16 protein-coding genes are annotated in these 20,797 nt (G+C 70.9%); 6 read left to right on the top strand and 10 right to left on the bottom strand.

Annotated elements, in window-relative coordinates; all coding sequences use genetic code 11:
* Position 1: 1 nt before the first annotated feature.
* Both BIV03_RS07810 and BIV03_RS07805 read left to right on the top strand, forming a co-directional pair.
* Positions 2-2,140, top strand: a complete 2,139-nt coding sequence (locus BIV03_RS07810; RefSeq protein ID WP_071295256.1) for a 3-hydroxyacyl-CoA dehydrogenase NAD-binding domain-containing protein — start codon at positions 2-4, stop codon at positions 2,138-2,140.
* Positions 2,141-2,234: 94 nt separating this feature from the next.
* Positions 2,235-2,591: a hypothetical protein gene (locus BIV03_RS07805; RefSeq protein ID WP_071295255.1), complete on the top strand. Its 357-nt coding sequence runs from the start codon at positions 2,235-2,237 to the stop codon at positions 2,589-2,591.
* 164 nt (positions 2,592-2,755) lie between these two features.
* Here the strand turns inward: BIV03_RS07805 and dxs are convergent, their stop codons facing one another.
* From dxs to dut, 5 genes are all read right to left on the bottom strand, one after another.
* Entirely contained in the window at positions 2,756-4,702 is a 1,947-nt protein-coding gene (gene dxs / locus BIV03_RS07800; RefSeq protein ID WP_071295254.1) for a 1-deoxy-D-xylulose-5-phosphate synthase, read from the bottom strand.
* A gap of 64 nt (positions 4,703-4,766) precedes the next feature.
* Positions 4,767-7,583: an aconitate hydratase AcnA gene (acnA, locus tag BIV03_RS07795; protein WP_071295253.1), complete on the bottom strand. Its 2,817-nt coding sequence runs from the start codon at positions 7,581-7,583 to the stop codon at positions 4,767-4,769.
* 129 nt (positions 7,584-7,712) lie between these two features.
* Positions 7,713-8,465: a DUF3159 domain-containing protein gene (locus tag BIV03_RS07790; protein WP_070418806.1), complete on the bottom strand. Its 753-nt coding sequence runs from the start codon at positions 8,463-8,465 to the stop codon at positions 7,713-7,715.
* A gap of 25 nt (positions 8,466-8,490) precedes the next feature.
* Positions 8,491-9,213, bottom strand: a complete 723-nt coding sequence (locus BIV03_RS07785; RefSeq protein ID WP_229086592.1) for a DUF3710 domain-containing protein — start codon at positions 9,211-9,213, stop codon at positions 8,491-8,493.
* Positions 9,210-9,701, bottom strand: coding sequence for a dUTP diphosphatase (dut, locus tag BIV03_RS07780; RefSeq protein ID WP_070418805.1), 492 nt, complete (start codon positions 9,699-9,701; stop codon positions 9,210-9,212). The genes BIV03_RS07785 and dut overlap by 4 nt, the downstream gene beginning before the upstream one ends.
* Before the next feature lie 65 nt (positions 9,702-9,766).
* Between dut and BIV03_RS07775 the strand changes: the two genes are divergently transcribed.
* Positions 9,767-10,198, top strand: coding sequence for a DUF3093 domain-containing protein (locus BIV03_RS07775; protein ID WP_070418804.1), 432 nt, complete (start codon positions 9,767-9,769; stop codon positions 10,196-10,198).
* Between the two features lie 139 nt (positions 10,199-10,337).
* Here BIV03_RS07775 and BIV03_RS07770 read toward each other — a convergent pair whose 3' ends face one another.
* The gene (locus BIV03_RS07770; RefSeq protein WP_031263038.1) at positions 10,338-10,637 is read right to left on the bottom strand and encodes a DUF4193 domain-containing protein; all 300 of its coding nucleotides are present in this window, start codon (positions 10,635-10,637) and stop codon (positions 10,338-10,340) included.
* A 265-nt stretch (positions 10,638-10,902) separates the two neighbouring features.
* On the opposite strand from BIV03_RS07770, the gene sepH reads away from it, so the two are divergent.
* Positions 10,903-11,928: a septation protein SepH gene (sepH, locus tag BIV03_RS07765; RefSeq protein WP_070418803.1), complete on the top strand. Its 1,026-nt coding sequence runs from the start codon at positions 10,903-10,905 to the stop codon at positions 11,926-11,928.
* 24 nt (positions 11,929-11,952) lie between these two features.
* Here sepH and BIV03_RS07760 read toward each other — a convergent pair whose 3' ends face one another.
* Positions 11,953-13,104 (bottom strand): alkaline phosphatase family protein, encoded by a 1,152-nt coding sequence (locus tag BIV03_RS07760; protein WP_071295252.1) that lies wholly within the window; start codon positions 13,102-13,104, stop codon positions 11,953-11,955.
* A gap of 26 nt (positions 13,105-13,130) precedes the next feature.
* Between BIV03_RS07760 and BIV03_RS07755 the strand changes: the two genes are divergently transcribed.
* A complete protein-coding gene (locus BIV03_RS07755) occupies positions 13,131-15,617 on the top strand; it encodes a DNA topoisomerase (ATP-hydrolyzing) subunit A (protein ID WP_071295251.1) in 2,487 nt (828 codons plus the stop codon).
* Between the two features lie 560 nt (positions 15,618-16,177).
* On the opposite strand, the gene BIV03_RS07750 is transcribed toward BIV03_RS07755, so the two are convergent.
* A complete protein-coding gene (locus tag BIV03_RS07750) occupies positions 16,178-18,295 on the bottom strand; it encodes a type IIA DNA topoisomerase subunit B (RefSeq protein ID WP_071295250.1) in 2,118 nt (705 codons plus the stop codon).
* A 167-nt stretch (positions 18,296-18,462) separates the two neighbouring features.
* Here BIV03_RS07750 and BIV03_RS07745 point away from each other — a divergent pair, with 167 nt between their 5' ends.
* Complete coding sequence (locus BIV03_RS07745) at positions 18,463-18,687, top strand: hypothetical protein (protein WP_070418799.1); 225 nt, start codon at positions 18,463-18,465, stop codon at positions 18,685-18,687.
* 80 nt (positions 18,688-18,767) lie between these two features.
* Here BIV03_RS07745 and BIV03_RS07740 read toward each other — a convergent pair whose 3' ends face one another.
* Both BIV03_RS07740 and BIV03_RS07735 read right to left on the bottom strand, forming a co-directional pair.
* A complete protein-coding gene (locus BIV03_RS07740; protein ID WP_071295249.1) occupies positions 18,768-19,541 on the bottom strand; it encodes a type 1 glutamine amidotransferase in 774 nt (257 codons plus the stop codon).
* Positions 19,538-20,797, bottom strand: a complete 1,260-nt coding sequence (locus BIV03_RS07735) for a MurT ligase domain-containing protein (protein WP_070418797.1) — start codon at positions 20,795-20,797, stop codon at positions 19,538-19,540. The genes BIV03_RS07740 and BIV03_RS07735 overlap by 4 nt, the downstream gene beginning before the upstream one ends.

Here is a 20,797-nt window from a genome sequence, read left to right as displayed (position 1 = left end):
CATGACCATCGTCGACAACGACCAGCTCCTCGCCCTCAGCGAGGACGAGGTGGTCACGCACTCGTACCTGAAGCACGTCGCGCTGCCGTCCGGTGGCACGCTCGCGCTCATCACGCTCGACAACGGCAAGGACTACAAGCGACCGTCGACCCTCGGGCCGCGCACGCTGCACGAGCTCTCCGGGGTCCTCGACACCCTGCGGACCGAAGCGTCCGCCGGGACGATCCAGGCCGTGGCGATCACCGGCAAGGAGTACTGCTTCGCCGCCGGTGCCGACCTCTCGCAGGCCGCCTCGGTGCCGTCGCGGGACGTCGCCCACGACCTGGCCGCCCTCGGACACGCCACGCTCCGGAAGCTCTCCGACCTCGGCGTCCCCTCCTTCGCGCTCATCAACGGGATCGCGCTCGGCGGTGGCCTCGAGATCGGGCTGCACTGCACGTACCGGGCGTTCTCGTCGGCCGCGCAGGGCATCGGGCTCCCCGAGGTCTTCCTCGGCATCATCCCCGGGTGGGGCGGCGCGACGCTGCTCCCCCGCCTGATCGGCCCCGAGAAGGCGCTCCGCGTCATCGTCGAGAACCCGCTGAAGAACAACCGCCTGATGGACGGTCCGGCCGCGGTCGAGCTCGGCATCGGCGACGCGCTCATCCCCTCGGTCACCTTCCTGCCGTCCGCGGTGGCGTGGATCGACGGCGTCGTGTCCGGTCGCACCAAGGTCGTGCGGAAGAACGAGCCCGGCATGATCGAGAAGGCCGCGTGGGGCACCGTCGTCAAGGTCGCCCGCAGCCAGGTCGCATCGAAGATCGGCACGGTCCCGAAGTCGCCGTTCCGGGCGCTCGACCTCGTCGCCGCGGCGAAGTCCGGCTCGCTCGACGAGCGGTTCGCCGACGAGGACGACGCCCTGGCCGACCTCATCTCGGGCGACCAGTTCGCCGCGTCGATGTACGCGTTCGACCTCGTGCAGAAGCGCGCGAAGAAGCCGGTGGGCGCCCCCGCGGACGTCTCGCCGCGCCCCGTCACGAAGGTCGGCGTCCTGGGCGCAGGCCTGATGGCGTCCCAGTTCGCGCTGCTCTTCGCCCGACGCCTCGGCGTCCCGGTCGTCATCACCGACGTGGACCAGTCCCGCGTCGACGCCGGCGTGGAGCGCATCCGCGGCGAGGTGGACAAGCTCCTCGACAAGGGCCGGGTCTCCCCCGACGACGCGAACCGCATCAAGGCGCTCGTGTCCGGGTCGGTGTCCTACGACGCCTTCGCGGACGCCGACTGGGTCATCGAGGCCGTCTTCGAGGAGATGAGCGTCAAGCAGGAGGTCTTCCGGAAGATCGAGCAGGTCATCGCTCCGGACGCGATCCTCGCCACGAACACCTCGTCGCTGTCGGTGTCCGAGATGGGCTCCGTGCTGTCCGACCCATCGCGACTCGTCGGGTTCCACTTCTTCAACCCCGTCGCCGTGATGCCGCTGCTCGAGGTCGTGCGCACCGCCTCGACCTCCGACGAGACCCTCGCCACGGCCCTCGCCGTCGCGAAGACCCTCAAGAAGACCGCGATCATCACGGCCGACCAGCCGGGCTTCGTCGTGAACCGGGTGCTCGCCCGTGTCCTCGGCGAGGCGATGCGCGGCGTCGAGGAGGGCACGTCGTTCGACGTCGTCGCCCAGGGCGCTGCGCCGCTCGGCCTGCCGATGTCCCCGTTCGAGCTGCTCGAGCTCGTCGGCCTGCCGGTCGGCGCGCACGTGCTCGACTCGCACCACGCCGCCTGGCCGGAGCGCTTCTACCCGGGTGACGGCCTGAAGAAGATCGCCGAGTTCGGGCACATCCTGACCCGCGACAAGAAGGGCACCGCGACCGGGTACGACCCCGCTGCCGTGAAGCTCGTCGCACCATCGAAGAAGGACGCGAGGCCGGTCGACGCTGCCGAGATGCAGCGCCGCTTCGAGGACGCCCTCGCCGACGAGCTGCACCGCATGCTCGAGGACGAGGTCGTCCAGCACGTCGAGGAGATCGACCTCGGGCTCATCCTCGGCGCGGGCTACCCGTTCCAGGCCGGTGGCATCAGCCCGTACCTCGACCGTTCCGGTGCGTCCGAGCGGGTCTTCGGCGGGGCGTTCCACGAGCCGCTGATCGTCGGGCCGGCCTCGCGCTAGCTGCGGCCGCTCGGCTCCGCACAACCGAAGTCACCCCGAACCACGGCGATCCGTGGTTCGGGGTGACTTGCGTTGTGCGGCGTACGGTCGAACCATGGCACAGGAGTGGTGGGCACCGAGGACGACCGGGCACCCCAGCGTCGTCGTGCCCGTGCCGCTTGACGAGGTCCCGGAGCTGCTCGACCGCGCCGTGCACGCCGTCCCGGGAGCAGCGGCGATGGAGATCCGTCCGGACGGAGCCGTCATCGGCCGCCGGACCTCGTTCGCCGTCCGCGCCGAGAACATCGTCATGACGTTCTCGCGCGAGGGGCCGACGTCCTCGCGCGTGGAGATCATCCGCGAGGGCCGCGACGGCCTGACGTACGGCCAGGTCCGCTGGGTGACGCCGATGGCCCGCGCGATCCTGCGCGAGCTCGTGTCCGCGGCGGCGGAGCCGCCCGCGCCGCACTGACCCCGCGCGCCCGTGCCGCGCCCGCACAACGAAAGTCACCCCGAACCACGGCGATCCGCGGTTCGGGGTGACTTGCGTTGTGCGGCGGCCGACCGAACCGCGCGCCGCCGGACCGGGCCGCGCCGCCGGGCCGGGCCACGACCGGCGCGCGGCGCCCGCGCCGCTCAGCGGTCGGCGGACTCCCGGGAGCGCGACGCCGCCCGCGCCGGCTTCGCCTGCGGCAGCTTCGTCCCGACGACCTGGTCGATGACGTCCCGGGCGATCGCCTGCGCGGTCAGCCCCACGTCCTCGAGGATCTGGGACCGCGACGCGTGGTCGATGAACGCGTCCGGCAGCCCGAGCTCGTTCACCCCGGTGTCGACACCCGCAGCGCGCAGGTCCTGCCGCAGCCGTGTCCCGACGCCACCGACCCGCACCCCGTCCTCGAGCGTGATCACGAGCCGGTGGTCACGCGACAGGTCGATGAGCGACGCCGGGATCGGCACCACCCACCGCGGGTCGACGACCGTCACGCCGATGCCCTGGGACTCGAGCAGCGCCGCCGCGTCGAGCGCCACCGGCACCATCGAGCCCACGGCGACGAACAGGACGTCGGGCTCCTGGTCGGACGACGGCGACCGCAGCACGTCCACCCCGTCCGGGAGTCGATGCTCCGCGACGATGTCCGGCCCGACCTGTCCCTTCGACCAGCGCAGCACGGTCGGTGCGTCGTCGACGGCGACGGCCTCACGGAACTCCTCGCGCAGGGTCGCGGCGTCACGGGGTGCGGCGATCCGGATCCCGGGCACGACCTGCAGCAATGCGAGGTCCCACATGCCGTGGTGCGACGGCCCGTCCGGCCCGGTGATGCCCGCGCGGTCGAGCACGAAGGTGACGCCGGCCCGGTGCAGCGCGACGTCCATGAGCACCTGGTCGAACGCCCGGTTCAGGAACGTCGCGTACAGCGCCACGACGGGGTGCAGGCCGCCGAACGCGAGTCCGGCCGCGGTCGTCACGGCGTGCTGCTCGGCGATCCCGACGTCGATCACGCGCGAGGGGTGCTGTTCCTGGAAGAGGTGCAGCCCGGTCGGTCGGAGCATCGCCGCGGTGATCGCCACGATCTTCTCGTCCGACGCACCGACCTCCGCCAGCGTCGAGGCGAACACCGAGGTCCACGACGGCCCCGACGACACGTCGAGCGACTCGCCGGTCTCCGGGTCGATGTGCCCGACCGCGTGGAACTGGTCGGCCTGGTCGCGCAGCGCGGGCTCGAACCCGTGCCCCTTCTCGGTGATGGCGTGCACGATCGTCGGCGCGCCGTAGGCCTTCGCCTGGCGGAGTGCAGCCTCCATCGCCCGCTGGTCGTGCCCGTTCACCGGCCCGATGTACTTGATGTCGAGGTTCGAGTAGAGCGCCTCGTTGTTCGTGAACCGCGAGAGGAACCCGTGCAGCCCGCCGCGCATCCCGCGGTAGAGCGCCCGCCCGGGTGCACCGAACCGCGCCGCCGCGGCCTGGGACTTCTCGAACAGCGCCCGGTACTCGCGGCGCGTGCGCACCGAGCTGAGGAACCGCGCCATGCCACCGATGGTCGGCGCGTAGGAGCGCCCGTTGTCGTTGACGACGATGACGAGTCGACGGTCGTTGCCGTCGGAGATGTTGTTGAGGGCCTCCCACGTCATCCCGCCGGTGAGCGCGCCGTCGCCGACGACCGCGACCACGGTCCGGTCGGCCTGGCCGGTCTGCACGAACGCGCGCGAGATGCCGTCCGCCCAGGACAGCGACGAGGACGCGTGCGACGACTCCACGATGTCGTGCTCCGACTCGCTCCGCTGCGGGTACCCGGCGAGGCCGCCCCGCTCGCGCAGCCGCGAGAAGTCCTGCCGCCCGGTGACGAGCTTGTGCACGTACGACTGGTGCCCGGTGTCGAAGACGAACGGGTCGTGCGGCGAGTCGAACACCCGGTGCATGGCCAGCGTGAGCTCGACGACGCCGAGGTTCGGGCCGAGGTGGCCGCCGGTCTTCGCGACCTCGGCGACGAGGAAGCGTCGGATCTCGGCGGCGAGGTCCGTCATCTGCGCGTCGGAGAGACGCTTCAGGTCGCGCGGCGACGTGATGCTCGAGAGCAGACTCACGGGCGCTCCTTTCGTGGGGCTGTCGGCCCACTCTATGCGCGTGACCCGACAACGGACGGGTGCGTCAGACGAGCGACCGCAGCACGTACTGCAGGATGCCGCCGTTGCGGTAGTAGTCCGCCTCACCCGGGGTGTCGATGCGGACGACCGCGTCGAACTCGATCGTCTCCTTGCCGGCGGGCGAGTGCTCGCTCGGCGCAGCCGTGACGTGCACCGTCTTGGGCGTGCGGCCCTCGTTCAGCTCGGTCAGGCCGGAGATCGAGACGACCTCGGTGCCGTCGAGCCCGAGGGACTCGACCGACTCGCCGACGGGGAACTGCAGCGGCACGACGCCCATGCCGATGAGGTTCGAGCGGTGGATGCGCTCGAAGCTCTCGGTGATGACCGCGCGGACGCCGAGCAGGTTCGTGCCCTTCGCCGCCCAGTCGCGGGACGAACCGGAGCCGTACTCCTTGCCACCGAAGATGACGAGCGGGATGCCCTGCTCCTGGTAGTGCTGCGAGGCGTCGTAGATGAACGACTGCGCACCGTCCGGCGTCGTGAAGTCGCGGGTGTAGCCGCCCTCCACGCCGTCGAGGAGCTGGTTGCGGAGGCGGATGTTCGCGAACGTGCCGCGGATCATGACCTCGTGGTTGCCGCGACGCGAGCCGTAGGAGTTGAAGTCCTTGCGGTCGACACCGTGCTCGGCGAGGTACTTGCCCGCCGGGCTGTCGGCCTTGATCGACCCGGCCGGCGAGATGTGGTCGGTCGTGACCGAGTCGCCGAGCTTCGCGAGCACCCGGGCGCCGGAGATGTCCGACACCGCGTCGGGCTGCATGGTCATGCCCTCGAAGTACGGGGGCTTCCGCACGTAGGTCGACTCGGTGTCCCACTCGAACGTGTCGCCCGTCGGGGTCGGCAGGTTCTTCCAGCGGTCGTCGCCCTCGAACACGGAGCCGTACTCGTGGGTGAACATCTCGGTGTCGATCGACGCGTCGATGACCTGCTGGACCTCGACCGCGTCGGGCCAGATGTCCTGCAGGAAGACGTCCTTGCCGTCCTGGTCCTGCCCGAGGGCGTCCTTGTCGAAGTCGAAGTGCATCGACCCGGCGAGGGCGTACGCGATGACCAGCGGCGGGGACGCCAGGTAGTTCATCTTCACGTCGGGGTTGATGCGCCCCTCGAAGTTGCGGTTGCCCGAGAGCACCGCGGTGACGGCGAGGTCGTTGTCCTGCACGGCCTGCGAGATCTCCTCCGGCAGCGGGCCCGAGTTGCCGATGCAGGTGGTGCAGCCGTAGCCGACCGTGTAGAAGCCGAGCTGCTCGAGGTAGGTCGTGAGACCGGCCTTCTCGTAGTAGTCCGTGACGACCTTCGACCCCGGCGCGAGCGTGGTCTTGACCCACGGCTTCGCGGTGAGGCCCTTCTTCGCGGCGTTCCGGGCGAGGATGCCGGCGGCCATCATGACCGACGGGTTCGACGTGTTCGTGCACGACGTGATCGCGGCGATCGCGACGGCACCGTGGTCGATCGTGAACGGGTCGGCCCCGTCCATCGCGACCTTCGTCGGCTGCGAGGCCGTCGACGGGGCGCTCGAGACGTACACGTGCTCGTGCAGCGCGGTGTCCTCGTTCGTGGAACCGGCGGCGATCGGGTCGGAGGCCGGGAAGGTCTCCTCCACCGCATCGTCGAGGTCGGTCTGCTCGCTCGGCGTCGTGTAGTTGCCGAGGTCGACCTCGAACTGGGTCTTCGCCTTCGAGAGCTCGATGCGGTCCTGGGGGCGCTTCGGGCCGGAGATCGAGGGGACGACCGTCGAGAGGTCGAGCTCCATGTACTCGGAGTAGTTCGGCTCGACCGCCGCGTCGTGCCAGAGGCCCTGGGTCTTGGCGTAGGCCTCGACGAGGGCGATCTGGTCCTCGGAGCGGCCGGTGAGGCGGAGGTAGTCGAGCGTCACGTCGTCGACCGGGAACATCGCCGCCGTGGAGCCGAACTCCGGCGACATGTTGCCGATGGTGGCGCGGTTCGCGAGCGGGACCTCGCCGACGCCCTCGCCGTAGAACTCGACGAACTTGCCGACGACGCCGTGCTTGCGGAGCTCCTGCGTGATGGTGAGCACCACGTCCGTCGCGGTCACGCCGGCCGGGATCGACCCGGACAGCTTGAAGCCGACGACCTTCGGGATGAGCATCGACACCGGCTGGCCGAGCATCGCCGCCTCGGCCTCGATGCCGCCGACGCCCCAGCCGAGCACGCCGAGCCCGTTCACCATCGTGGTGTGCGAGTCGGTGCCGACGAGGGTGTCCGGGTAGGCGTAGGTCTCGCCGTCGAAGTCACGCGTGTAGGTGACCTTCGCCAGGTACTCGATGTTGACCTGGTGCACGATGCCGGTTCCGGGCGGGACGACCTTGAAGTCCTCGAACGCGGTCTGGCCCCAGCGGAGGAACTGGTAGCGCTCACCGTTCCGCTCGTACTCGAGGTCGGTGTTGCGCTGGAGTGCGTCCTCGCGACCGAAGAGGTCGGCGATGACGGAGTGGTCGATGACCATCTCGGCCGGCGACAGCGGGTTGATCTTGTTCGGGTCGCCGCCGATCTCGGCCATCGCCTCGCGCATGGTGGCGAGGTCGACGATGCACGGGACGCCGGTGAAGTCCTGCATGACCACGCGGGCCGGCGAGAACTGGATCTCGGTGTCCGGCTCGGCGTCGGGCTGCCACGACCCGAGGGCGCGGATCTGGTCCTCGGTGACGTTCTTGCCGTCCTCGGTGCGGAGGAGGTTCTCGAGCAGCACCTTCAGGCTGTACGGGAGCTTCTCGTGCCCGGGCACCGTGTCGATCCGGTGGATCGCGTAGTCGACACCCCCAACCGACAGCGTGTCCTTCGAGCCGAAGCTGTTGACTGCAGCCACTGTGCCGCCTCCCTGGTTGATCGGTGTGCCCCCATCCAAGCGGGGCGCGAGGCGTCCCACCAGCAAGGCAAACCTAAACCCGCCAGCCCGGGAAGGGCTGCGGGGAATTATCTCGATGTCGAGACAACTCTACACCCGGGTGGCGTCACCCTCGCGCTTGAACACCGTCCGGACGAGCAGCCAGGTCACCCAGAGCAGGGCGGCGTAGAGCGGGACGCCCGTGATGAGCTTGATGCCGGCGAGCAGTTCCACCTGGGCGGTCAGGTACAGCGGCACCTCGATGAGGAGCCGGATCGCGAAGAGTCCGACCCAGAGCCAGGTCGCCACGGTGAGCACGCGGCGCTTCGCCGGGTCGCGACGCCAGTCCTGCGGGGTGCCGTCCTCGTTCGGCGGGAGCAGGAACCCGACGACCAGGCCGATGAGCGGCTGCCGGATGGCCAGCGTCACGAGCAGCCCGACGAGCCACACGGCGTTGATGACGATCCCGGGGATGAAGTTGCTCTCGGCCCGCCCGGTGATGAGCGCGAGGCCGGCGGAGATCGCCACGCCGAGGATCCCCGCGAGGCTCATCACGAGCGACTGGCGCTGCAGCAGGCGGAGCACCACGAACACGACGCCGATCGCGACCGGGATCAGGACGCTCGGGACGACCTCCTTCGTGATCGCGTAGACCACGAGGAACGCGAGCCCGGGCAGGACGGACTCGACGAGGCCGCGCACGCCGCCGATGGCCGCGACGAGGGCGTGCCCCGACGGCGCCTCGCCCGGAGCGACCTTGCCGAGCCCGGTGTTGGCGACGGCGGCACGCATCTGGTCGCTGAACGAGGGCAGCGCGTCGGGCGCGTCCGCCTCGGGACGGGTGGTGTCGTCGTGGTCCGGCACCGTGTCTCCTGGTTCGGGTCGCCGGTCAGATGGCCGACTGCGTCGACTTCGGCATGTGGAGCGGGATGAGGTCGCGCGGCGGCATCGGGGTGGTCCCGCGGACCACGACGACGCTGCGGAACAGGTCCTCGATCTCGGCGGCGTCGTCGGGCTGCTCGGCGGCCTTGCCGGCGATCACACCGCGCAGGAACCAGCGCGGGCCGTCGACGCCGATGAACCGCGCGGGGCGGGCCCCGTCGGTGACGCCCGTGCCGTCGGAGACGACCGGGACCTGGGCGCGGAGTTCGGGGCCGAACGGACCGTCGACCTCGGACACGATGCCGCCCTGGCGCTCGATCTGCTCGGCGATCTGGGCGCGGATCTCGTGCCAGAGCCCGGTGGAGCGGGGTGCGGCGAACGGCTGCACCTGCAGCGTGGACTCGTCGTAGTCGAGCCCGACCGCGACGACGCGCTGCGAGCCCTCCTCCACCTCGAGCCGCAGGTGGAGCCCCTCGCGCGGGAGGACCTTCACACCGCCGAGGTCGACGTACGGACGGACCAGGTTCGCCTCGGTCTCGTCGTGCGGGCCGCTCTCGGCACGGTCCTCGGGCGCGGACTTGTCGGTCGGCGCGACGGCGTCCACCTCGTCGAGGTCGGCGTCGGCGTCGATCGCGATGTCGACCTCCGGCGTCGTCTCGGCCACCTCGACCTCGTCGGCGACGGCGTCCGCCACCTCGACCTCGTCACGCTTGCGTCGGCCGAACTTCATGCGCGCGTTCCTTCCTGAGCGTTGTCCGCGGCGCCGCTGACGGCACCGCTCCGGTCACCGTAGCCCGACGAGCCGAACCCGCCCTGGCCGCGGACGCTGTCGGGCAGCTCGTCGACGCGGGTGAACGACACGCGCGGGACCGGCATGACGATCATCTGGGCGATGCGGTCGCCGACGTGCACCTCGTGCGCGGCGGCCTGGTCGGTGTTGAGCAGCGCGACCTTGATCTCGCCGCGGTAGCCGGCGTCGACGGTGCCGGGGGCGTTCACGATCGTGATGCCGTGCTTGGCGGCGAGACCGCTGCGCGGGACCACGAACGCGGCGTACCCGTCCGGCAGCGCGATCTTCAGGCCCGTGCCCACGAGCCGACGCTCGCCGGGCTGCAGGACGAACGCCTCGGTCGAGACGAGGTCCGCACCGGCGTCACCGGGGTGGGCGTATCCGGGAGCGTTCTCCCCGGTCCAGAGCACGTCGACTGGTTCGGTCACGTGTCGAGGGTAGTGCAGACCGTGACCGTTCCGTGACCTGCCCGGACTCGTGGTCGAATGGTGTCGTGACCCTGTACCGCGAACGACTGTGGGCTCCGCCCGTCCTCTACCTGGCGACGGCGCTCGTCATCCCCGCCAGCCTCCTCGTGTTCCTGCCGATCAGCGTGCTCGCCGGCGTCCTCGTGGCGGTCGGCATGTACCTCGGCGTGCTCGTGCTGCTCTGGGCGCTGGCTCCGACCATCGAGGTCACGGAGACCGAGTTCCGCGCCGGTCGGGCGCACCTCCCGCGGACGCTCGTGGGCGAGGTCGAGGGCTACGAGGGCGCCGAGGCCACCACGCAGCGCGGGCCGAAGCTCGACGCCCGCGCCTGGACGCTCTTCCGCGGCTACGTGCGCGGCGTCGTCAAGGTCGAGGTGCAGGACCCCGCGGACCCGACGCCCTACTGGCTGGTCAGCGTCCGCAACCCGTCGGCCGTCGTCGCCGCCCTGCGGTCCTGAGTCCCCACCTGCGATCCAGGAGGCGCGGTGCGGGCCCGACCCGCGCCTCCTGTCCGGCACGGCGCACGTCTGCCCGCCCGGCGCACGCAGAACGGCCCGTCACCTCGCGGTGACGGGCCGTTCTGGTTTCGTGCGTTCCCTAGAGCGCCGCGCACTCCGCGCAGACCGGGCCGAGCTTCGACTCGTGGTCGAGCTGCGAGCGGTGCTTCACGAGGAAGCACTCGACGCAGGTGAACTCGTCGACCTGGGGCGGGAGCACGACGACGTCGAGGTCGACGTCGCTGAGGTCCTGTCCGGCGAGCTCGAAGCTGCCGGGGTTGTCGGAATCATCGTCGACGACCCCCGACATCTTGTCGGGAACGCGCTCCTTGAGGGCCTCGATCGACTCCGAGTCGGAGTTGTCGTCGGTCTTCCGGGGGGCGTCGTAATCGGTGGCCATGCCCATCCATTTCTCGTATCGAGAGGTCGTCGCCGGTGATCGGCGGCGACAGTTTGCACCACGTCTCGCCAGAGCGCAAACCGAAGTCTCCGGCGGGTCGTTCTGGCGCTGCAACCCGTGTGCCCGCCCGTCCATTCCCGCTGTCCGGAAACGCTCGCACGGGAGTCCACGGCACGCCCGTGCGCCTCCGCGGGATCGGGTCCGGACGGCTGCATACTCACGGGGTACGAGGCACGACCGTACGCGACGCTCGGAAGGCGGAACCATGCAAGACGTGAGAGTCATCGGGGTGGAGTCCGGGGCACTCCTGCTCGCGACCGACGGCGGGACCGAGTTCCGACTGCCCGTCACCTCGTCGCTGCCCGGTCAGGTCCGGCAGGCGAACCCCGAGTCCGGTCCGCACAAGCGCGTGTCCCCCAAGGACGTGCAGGCGCGGATCCGCGGCGGTGCCGACGCCGCCGAGGTCGCCCTGGCGCTCGACGTCGACGTCGAGTACGTGCGGCGCTTCGAGGGCCCCGTCCTCGCCGAGCGTGCTTTCATCCTCGACGCCGCGCACCGCGTGCCGGTCACCCCGGTCGACGACGAGTCGCCCGACACCTTCGGCGAGGCGATCACCGCCAAGCTCGAGGCGGGCGAGGCCAGCGGGATCGCCTGGGCGTCGTGGAAGCACGTCGAGAGCGGCTGGCAGGTCCGCGTGCACTACACCGCCGCAGAGGTCGAGCACGACGCCCAGTGGCGCTTCGACCCGAAGACGTCGACGCTGACGCCCGACAACGGCGACGCGCACCGGCTCTCCCACACCGAGGACGAGGGCATCGCGCCGCGCCTCCGTGCGGTCGAGAACGACCACCAGGACACCGACGGGACGCGGTTCGACTCCGGCGCGTTCCGGGTTGACGAACCCGACGAGGACGTCACGAACCCCGAGGTGCAGGAGCGTCCGCTCCGCGCGCCGCTCCCCCGCATCGGAGCCGCCGTCGAGGAACGCGCCCCCGGCAACGAGACCGCCGACCTGCTCGAGGCGCTCCGCCGCCGCCGTGGCGAGCGCGAGGCCGCGGCCTTCGGCGAACAGCCGCAGGACGACGGACGACGGACCTCGATCAGCGTCGTCGACATCCCGCTGCAGGGGTTCGAGGACTCGTCGGACACCGCGCCGCAGCCGGACGCCCGACCCACCTCCGCCCCCGAGGCCGAGGCCGGGCGGCAGGACCGGAAGAAGCGGAACCGACGGTCGATGCCGAGCTGGGACGAGATCGTCTTCGGGACCCGGCCGGACGACGACCCGGCCTGATCCCCGGGCGCCATCGGGCTCGTGCTACTGCGCGAACGCCCCGGCGAGGCGCAGCGGCACCATGGTCTCCTCGTCGGTCATCGCCCCGTGCTGGCCGATCATCCGCTTCGGTGACTCGCCGTCGCGCAGGGCCCGGTCGTCGTTGAACGCCCAGGACCCCCGTGCCACGAGCACGACGTCCCCGATGCGCGGGACGACCTCGTCCGAGACGGCGCCGAACCAGCCGGCGGCGATCGCCTCGTCACGGCTCGCGACGGACGCCTTCTTGCCGTAGCGTGCCCGGAACTGCCCGACGAGGGAGCGGACGTCGGTGCCCGGTGCGACCGTGAACTGCCTGCAGCGCGGGTCGCCGGCGACCCCCACGACGTCGGTCAGCAGGAGCGGGTCGAGCGCGATGTTCGCGTGGTCGGGGACGTCGAGCACGCCGTGGTCGGCCGTCACGACGATCCCGACGTCGGCGGCGGCACGGCCCTCGAGCCGAGCGAGTTCGCCGTCGAGGAGTTCGAGCGCCGCGGTCCACCGGTCGGACTGCCAGCCGTGCTTGTGCCCGATCGAGTCGAGCTCCGGGACGTAGAGGTACACGAGTGAGCGACCCGTCGCGGTCTCGGCGAGGGCGGCGTCGACGCGCTGCGGGATCGAGTCGGCCGGGACGTAGCGCGCCCCGCCGAGGACGTTGGCGGTCATCCCCGAGGAGCGGTACCGGGCGGGTCCGACCACCACGGGGTCGACGCCGAGCGCCGGCGCCTCGGTGAACAGCGTGCGGGCGAGGAACCAGTCGGTCGGGACCTCGTCGTCCCAGCCGCTCAGCAGGTTCATCACCCGGCCGGTGTCGGGGTTCCAGCCGCTGTACCCGACCACGCCGTGGGTGCCGGGCGACCGACCGGTGGTCAGTGTGCTCAGTGCGGCCGCCGTCGTCGTCGGGAAGCCGCTGCGCAGTCGCTTCTTGCTGGCGGCGAGCCAGCGGGCGTGTCCAGCGCGCGCTGCCAGCGCGCCGGCACCGAGGCCGTCGACCAGCACGACGATCGCGGAACGGGCGGGGCGGAGGGTGATCCGCGCCTCCAGTCCGGTGGAACGCAACCAGGCGTCGTCCGCAGCGCCGAGCGCGACGAGGCAACTCGGGAAGACGTCGGCGAGGTTCGCGGTGGCGTCGGGGGCCGTCGGTACGCTTGTTCCCATCTCCCCCAGTCTCGCAGAAGGGTGCCATGGCACGCACGGAAGCAGTCGGCCTGCCCGACGGTGAACGCATCGAGGACGTCGACGTGTCCGAGGAGATGCAGGGCTCCTTCCTCGAGTACGCGTACTCCGTCATCTACTCACGGGCACTCCCCGACGCACGCGACGGCCTGAAGCCCGTGCAGCGGCGCATCCTCTACCAGATGGCCGAGATGGGGCTCCGGCCCGACCGCGGCCACGTGAAGAGCGCCCGCGTCACCGGCGAGGTGATGGGCAAGCTGCACCCGCACGGCGACGGCGCGATCTACGACGCCCTCGTGCGCATGGCGCAGCCGTTCACGATGCGCGTGCCGCTCGTCGACGGACACGGCAACTTCGGCTCGCTCGACGACGGTCCCGCGGCCGCCCGGTACACCGAGGCCCGCCTCGCCGAACCGTCGATGGCCATGACCGAGGGCCTGGGCGAGGACGTCGTCGACTTCGTCCCGAACTACGACAACCAGATCATGCAGCCGGGCGTGCTGCCCGCGGCGTTCCCGAACCTGCTCGTCAACGGCGCGTCGGGCATCGCGGTCGGCATGGCGACGAACATGGCGCCGCACAACCTCGGCGAGGTGGTCGAGGCCGCGAAGCACCTGCTCATGAACCCGCAGGCGACGCTCGACGAACTGATGGAGTTCGTGCCGGGCCCCGACCTGCCCTCCGGCGGCACCATCGTCGGGCTCTCCGGCGTGCGCGACGCCTACGCCAGCGGTCGCGGCTCGTTCCGGACGCGCGCGAAGGTGAGCGTCGAGAACCTCACCCCGCGCAAGGTCGGCCTCGTGGTCACCGAGCTGCCGTACCTGGTCGGCCCGGAGCGCGTGATCGAGAAGATCAAGGACGGCGTCCAGTCGAAGAAGCTCGTCGGCATCTCCGACGTGAACGACCTGACCGACCGCAACCACGGGCTCCGGCTCGTCATCGGCATCAAGAGCGGCTTCAACCCGACCGCGGTGCTCGAGCAGCTGTACAAGCACACCCCGCTCGAGGACGGCTTCGGCATCAACAACGTCGCGCTGGTCGGCGGATCGCCCAAGACCCTCGGGCTGCACGAGCTGCTCGACGTCTACGTGCAGCACCGGCTCTCGGTCGTCACACGTCGGTCGCAGTACCGCCTCGCGCGCAAGAAGGAGCGACTGCACCTGGTCGAGGGGCTGCTCATCGCGATCCTCGACATCGACGAGGTCATCGAGGTCATCCGCTCCTCGGACGACTCCGAGGCGGCGCGCTCCCGCCTGCAGACGGTGTTCGACCTGTCCGAGGTGCAGGCCGAGTACATCCTCGAACTGCGGCTCCGGCGCCTGACGAAGTTCTCACGCCTCGAGCTCGAGGGCGAGCGCGACCAGCTGCTCGCCGACATCGCCGCGCTCGAGGAACTGCTCGCGTCCGACGAGCGGCTCCGTGCCCAGGTCGCGCTCGAGCTCACCGAGGTGTCCGACCGGTTCGCGACGCCGCGCCGGACCCTGCTCACCGAGGCCGACGCCCCGGTCAAGGGTGGTCGCAAGGCCGCGGTCGACCCGGAGTCCCTGCAGATCGCCGACTCGCCGTGCCGCGTGCTGCTCTCGACCACCGGGCGGCTCATCCGCGTCGACATCCCGACGTCCGAGCTCGGCATCGTCCGGGTGCCGAAGCGGTCCAAGCACGACGCCGTCCGCTCGTCGATCGTCAGTTCGGTCCGCGGGCAGGTCGGGGCGCTCACCTCGACCGGGCGCGTGATCCGGCTCTCCCCCGTCGACGTCCCCGCCGTGCCGCCAGCCGCGGTCCGGCTCGACGCCGGCGTCCGCGTGACGGACTTCCTCGGCATCGCCCGCGGCGAGACCGTGGTCGCCCTCGTCGACCTCTCCGGCGCCTCGTCGGACTCGCTCGCCATCGGCACCGTGCAGGGCGTCGTGAAGCGCGTCGTGCCCGGAGCCTGGCCGGACAAGCCCGAGTTCCCCGCGATCGGGCTGAAGCCCGGCGACGCGGTCGTCGGTGCCGCCCAGGCGCCCGAGTCGGACGACCTGGTGTTCATCACCTCGAACGCGCAGCTGCTGCGGTTCCCCGCGTCCGGCGTCCGTGCGCAGGGCCTCCCCGCCGGTGGAGTCGCCGGCGTGGCCCTCGCCGCGGGTGCCTCGGCGATCTGGTTCGGATCCGTCGCCCGCTCCGACGACGCCGTGGTCGCGACCGTCTCGGCGTCGTCCTCGGCCCTGCCCGGCACCGACACCGGCCGCGCCAAGGTCTCGGCCCTGTCGGAGTTCCCGGCGAAGGGCCGTGCGACCCAGGGTGTGCGGGCGCACGCGTTCCTCAAGGGCGAGGACGGCCTGACGGTGGCGTGGGCGGGCATCGCTCCCCCGCACGCGGTCGGGTCGGACGGCGCTGCCCGGACGCTGCCGGACTGGCTGTCGAAGCGCGACGGGTCGGGGGCGCCGCTCGACGCCGTGATCGACTCGATCGGTGGGAGTGCGGCGGCGCTCGACGGCACCGCCGGCGAGGCGTAGGCGCGCGGCGCGGCGCGCCGGCGGCGACTTTTCGCGCCAGCCGACAGTTCACGGGGCCCTCGCCCCGTGAGCTGTCGCCCAGCGCGTGAGCACGCGGCCGCGCCGCGGCGGACGCCGAGACTCGGCCCCGCGGACAGTCCTCGCGCCGCCGCGGCGCGAAACCGTCCGCCCAGCCGAGACTCGCCCTCGCGCGGCCGCGCCGGCGGCGGCTTTTCGCGCCAGGCGACAGTTCACGGGGCCCTCGCCGCGTGAACTGTCGCTCACCGCGTGAGCACGCGGACGGGAGGCGCGGGACGGCCCCGCACCGCGCCTCCCGTCCGACCATGGGGACGACCACCGCCCCGACCACCCGACCGCGCTGCGAACTCACGCGGCTGGCGACACGTCACGGCGCCAGCGCCGCGTGACGTGTCGCCAGGCGCGTGAGGTCGCGCCGCACGGCGGCGCCGAGACTCGGCCTCGCGGACAGAACTCGCGCCGCCGCCGCGCGAAACTGTCCGCTGAGGCGAGACTCGGCGGCGCCGCGCGCGGCGCGCGCCGCGCGCGCAGCGCGCCGCCGCCTACGCGTCGATACGGTCGCGGTCGAGGCCCTCGCCGGCGAGGATGAACTCCTTGCGCGGCGCCACGTCGTTGCCCATGAGCAGCTCGAAGACCTTCGCAGCACCCTCGGCATCGGTGATGTTCACCCGGCGCAGCGTCCGGTGCGTGCGGTCCATCGTGGTCTCCGCCAGCTGGTCGGCGTCCATCTCGCCGAGACCCTTGTACCGCTGGATCGGCTCCTGGTACTTCTTGCCCTGCTTCTCGAGCTTCTTCAGCACGGCCTGCAGCTCGGCCTCGGAGTACGTGTACAGCGTGTCGTTCGCCTTGCCGCGGTTCACCACGACGACCCGGTGCAGCGGCGGCACGGCGGCGAACACCCGACCCTGCTCGATCATCGGCCGCATGTACCGGAAGAACAGCGTGAGCAGGAGCGTCCGGATGTGGGCGCCGTCGACGTCGGCGTCGGACATGATGATGACCTTGCCGTAGCGGGCCTGGTCGATCTCGAACGTCCGGCCGGAGCCGGCGCCGATGACCTGGATGATCGAGGCGCACTCGGCGTTCGAGAGCATGTCCGAGACGGACGCCTTCTGCACGTTGAGGATCTTGCCGCGGATCGGCAGCAGCGCCTGGTACTCGCTGTTCCGCGCGAGCTTGGCGGTGCCGAGCGCGGAGTCGCCCTCGACGATGAAGAGCTCGGTGCCCTCGGCGTCCTGCTTGCGGCAGTCGGCGAGCTTCGTCGGCAGCGAGGAGTTCTCGAGCGCGTTCTTCCGGCGCTGGGTCTCCTTGTGCGCCCGGGCCGAGATGCGCGTCTTCATCTCGGCGACGACCTTCTCGAGCAGGGTCGCTGCCTGGGCCTTCTCGGTGCGCTGCGTCGACGTGAGGATCTCGGTGAGGCGCTTCGACACGACCTGGTCGACGATCTTCCGGACCGCCGGGGTGCCGAGGACCTCCTTCGTCTGACCTTCGAACTGCGGCTCGGGCAGGCGGACGGTGAGCACCGCGGTCATGCCGGCGAGCACGTCGTCCTTCTCGAGCTTGTCCTGCCCGACCTTGAGCTTGCGGGCGTTCGCCTCGACCTGGGCGCGCACGGCCTTGACCACGCCGGACTCGAAGCCGGCCTGGTGCGTGCCGCCCTTCGGAGTCGCGATGATGTTGACGAAGCTGCGGAACACCGTCTCGTAGCCACTGCCCCATCGCAGCGCGAGGTCGACCTCGCATTCGCGCGACACCGAGGTCGACACCATGTGGCCCTTGTCGTCGAGCATCGGCACGGTCTCGGTGAAGGTGCCGGTCCCCTGGATGCGCCAGACGTCGGTGACGGCGGAGTCGAGGGCGAGGTGCTCGACGAACTCACCGATCCCGCCCTCGTACCGGAAGCGCTCGACGACGGGACCGGGCTCGACAGGAGTGCCCGTGGCCTCCGCCCGCGCGGCCGCTGCCTCGATCGAGGCGGGCCGCGCATCGGTGATGGTGATGCCGAGCCCTGGCACGAGGAAGGCCGTCTGGCGCGCCCGGCTGACGAGGTCGCTGGTGCTGAACTTCGCGTCGGAGGTGAAGATCTGCCGGTCGGCCCAGTACCGCACGCGGGACCCGGTCACGCCCTTCTTCACCTTGCCCGCGACGCGCAATTCGCTGCCGGAGGTGAAGGGGGTGAACGGCGCGTCCGGCCCGTCGCCGGCGAACGTGCCCGGCTCACCGCGGTGGAACGACATCGCGTAGGTCTTGCCGCCGCGGTCGACCTCGACGTCGAGGCGCTCCGACAGCGCGTTCACGACCGAGGCACCGACACCGTGCAGCCCACCGGACGCGGCGTACGACCCGGACCCGAACTTGCCACCGGCGTGGAGCTTCGTGAACACCACCTCGACCCCGGTCAGACCGGTCTTCGGCTCGACGTCGACGGGGATGCCACGAGCGGTGTCGCGGACCTCGACCGAACCGTCGGGGTGCAGCAGCACGCCGATCTCGTCACCGTGCCCGGCGAGGGCTTCGTCGACGGAGTTGTCGATGATCTCCCACAGGCAGTGCATGAGCCCGCGGGAGTCCGTCGACCCGATGTACATGCCCGGACGCTTGCGGACCGCCTCGAGCCCTTCGAGGACGGAGAGATGGCGTGCAGAGTAGTCGGAGCTCACCTTCCGATGCTAGCGATCCGCACCGACACCACCGCGCGGACACTCGGACTGGGGACAGCCGATCCGCGCTGAGCGAAACGGGCGATCACAATGCGCCACTCTCAGGCATCACGTGTTGAAATAGGTGGACCAAGCCGCACCACCTGCGATCCGTGAGGAGCACAGCAATGACCCAGACCGTGCAGGACCTCTCCATCGACGAAGTCAGCAGCCACCAGCTCACCGCTGCCGACCGTTGCGACAGCTGCGGCGCGCAGGCGTACATCCGGGCCACCATGGCCAGCGGTGAGCTGTACTTCTGTGCGCACCACGGCGCCGAGTTCAAGGACAAGCTCGCGGCGACCGCCATCGAGTGGCACGACGAGAGCAGCCGACTCTACGAGTCGAAGTAGCGCGCACAGACGCGAGCGCTGAACACACAGGAGGCGCGGTGCCAGCTGGCACCGCGCCTCCTGTCTGTCTGCGGGTCGGGTCAAGCGATCCGCTTGAACGCCTTGTCGACGTAGCGGTCGACGGTTGCCCGCGCTTCGCGCGCGTAGCGGTCGATCGACGCGGTGCGCTCCGGGTCCGGTGCGTACTCGCGGCCGAGCCGAGCGGTGGCCGCGGCGAGGACGCCGTCGGTCAGCTGCGGGTTGAGCGGCAGGATCGGCCCCTGCGTGTGCGTGCCGAAGGAGTTGCCGACGATCGCGCCCTCGACCGGGGCGCCCGCCTGGTTGCCGCCGCCGGAGACGACGTCGGCGAACGGACGGACACCGGCACCGAGCTCGATGCGCGTCGCGTGGTCCTCGAAGCCGGCGAGGCGCGACGGGGCTCCGGGGAGCAGCGGGTACGCGGTCTCGAGCACGAAGTAGTTCACCCGACGCTCGGCGCCGCGGACGGCACGCGCGTCGAAGACCCCGAAGCCGGTCACGGGAGCACCGTCCGTCGGCACGACCTCGGTCGTGGCGAGGTCGAACCCGCCGCCGACGGCCACCACGGGCACCCCGGCAGCGGCGAAGTCGCGGAGCGGAGCACCGATGCGTGCGATGTCGTCACCGAGCGACCGCATCGCGCTGAGCGGTCCGTTGCCGATCACGACGACGTCCGCCGCGGCGGGGAGCTCGTCACCCGGCGCGTACTCGAGCACCTCGGTGGCGATGTCCGCGGCTGCGGCACGACGGACCAGGGCCGCCACGTTGCCACGGTCGCCCGAGACGCCCATCTGGCGGGGGTAGACGTGCAGGATGGTCAGCCGGTCGGCCGTCATGCGGTCTTCTCCATGTCCGGGTGGCCGAGGGCCTTGCGGGCGATCATCATGATCTCGTAGTTGACGATGAAGTTCTTCGTCCCGGAGGTCGTCGAACCGAGCTGCTCCATCTGCTTGATCGCGGCCTCGACGTCGGGCTCGACCCGGCCGATGCGGACACCGGCGTGCTCGAGGGCGATCGCGATCTGCCAGGCCTTGTCGCCGGAGACGACGTCGACGTGGTCGAGCTTCGAGAAGTCGATGTCGTAGATCCAGGAGATGTCCGGCGTGCCCTCGTCGATCGCCATGAGCACCTGTTCGGGGTGGTCCGGCAGGGCGTCGAGGTTGAGCTGGAGGCTCGCGGCGTTCTTGAACATCGTGAACTCGGCGGACTCGCCCGCGATGGGGAGTCGCTCACCGCGTCCGTACGCCGGCTTCATCGTGCCGAAGGCCGTCGTCACGGCGTCGGCGCGGAACTGCGCACCGAGTGCGGCACTCGCCGTCGCGGTGGCCGCTGCCGCGTCGACGGCGTAGTGCAGCCCGCGAGCCGGCAGGCGGACGGGGATCTCGGCACCGTCGAAGCGGATGGTCGCTCCGTCGCCGGTGTTCACCACGACCTCGGCGTCGGCCACGTTCGGCACGGCGTCCTGCCGGTCGAAGTCGTCGGCGTTCTGCAGGCCGTTCGGCGCGGCGGCGACGACCTCGGCGCTGGCACCGAAGCGCAGCACGCGCTGGCCGTCCGTGCCGACGTACGCGTCGAGGAACTGGTCGTCACGGTTGGTGATGACGTTCGCGGTCGACAGGGCCGCGGTGTCGAGCATCATCGTCGCGACGCGTTCGGTCTCGAAGAACCGGTAGAGCTGGTCGACCTGGACGTTGAGCATCGTCACGGTGGACGGCGACAGGATCCCGGCGAGCTCGACCGCGAAGGCCTCGTCCACCTCGAGGATGCCGATGTCCGCCTTGAGCTTGCCGGTCAGCGACACCTCGGACAGCAGCGCCGAGGCGATGCCCTGCGGCAGGTTCGCCCCGGACGGGTTCGTGAAGACCCGCAGCCCGTGCGCCCGCACGATGTCGGAGATCATGTGGGTCGTCGTCGACTTGCCGTTCGAACCGAGCACGAAGACGACGCCGTTCGGGAACTGCGCGGTGACGTGCTGGAGGAAGTTCGGCACCAGCTTGAGCACGATGTACCCGGGGTAGGCGGACCCCCCGCCCCGCGCACGTGCGAGGGCGCGGAGGATCCGCCCGACGAGGATCGGGATGACGAAGCGCAT

This window comes from Curtobacterium sp. MCBA15_016 (assembly GCF_001865105.1).
Taxonomy (GTDB): domain Bacteria; phylum Actinomycetota; class Actinomycetes; order Actinomycetales; family Microbacteriaceae; genus Curtobacterium.
Note: the sequence above shows the minus strand (reverse complement) of the source record. Positions and strands in the feature narration are given on the sequence as shown.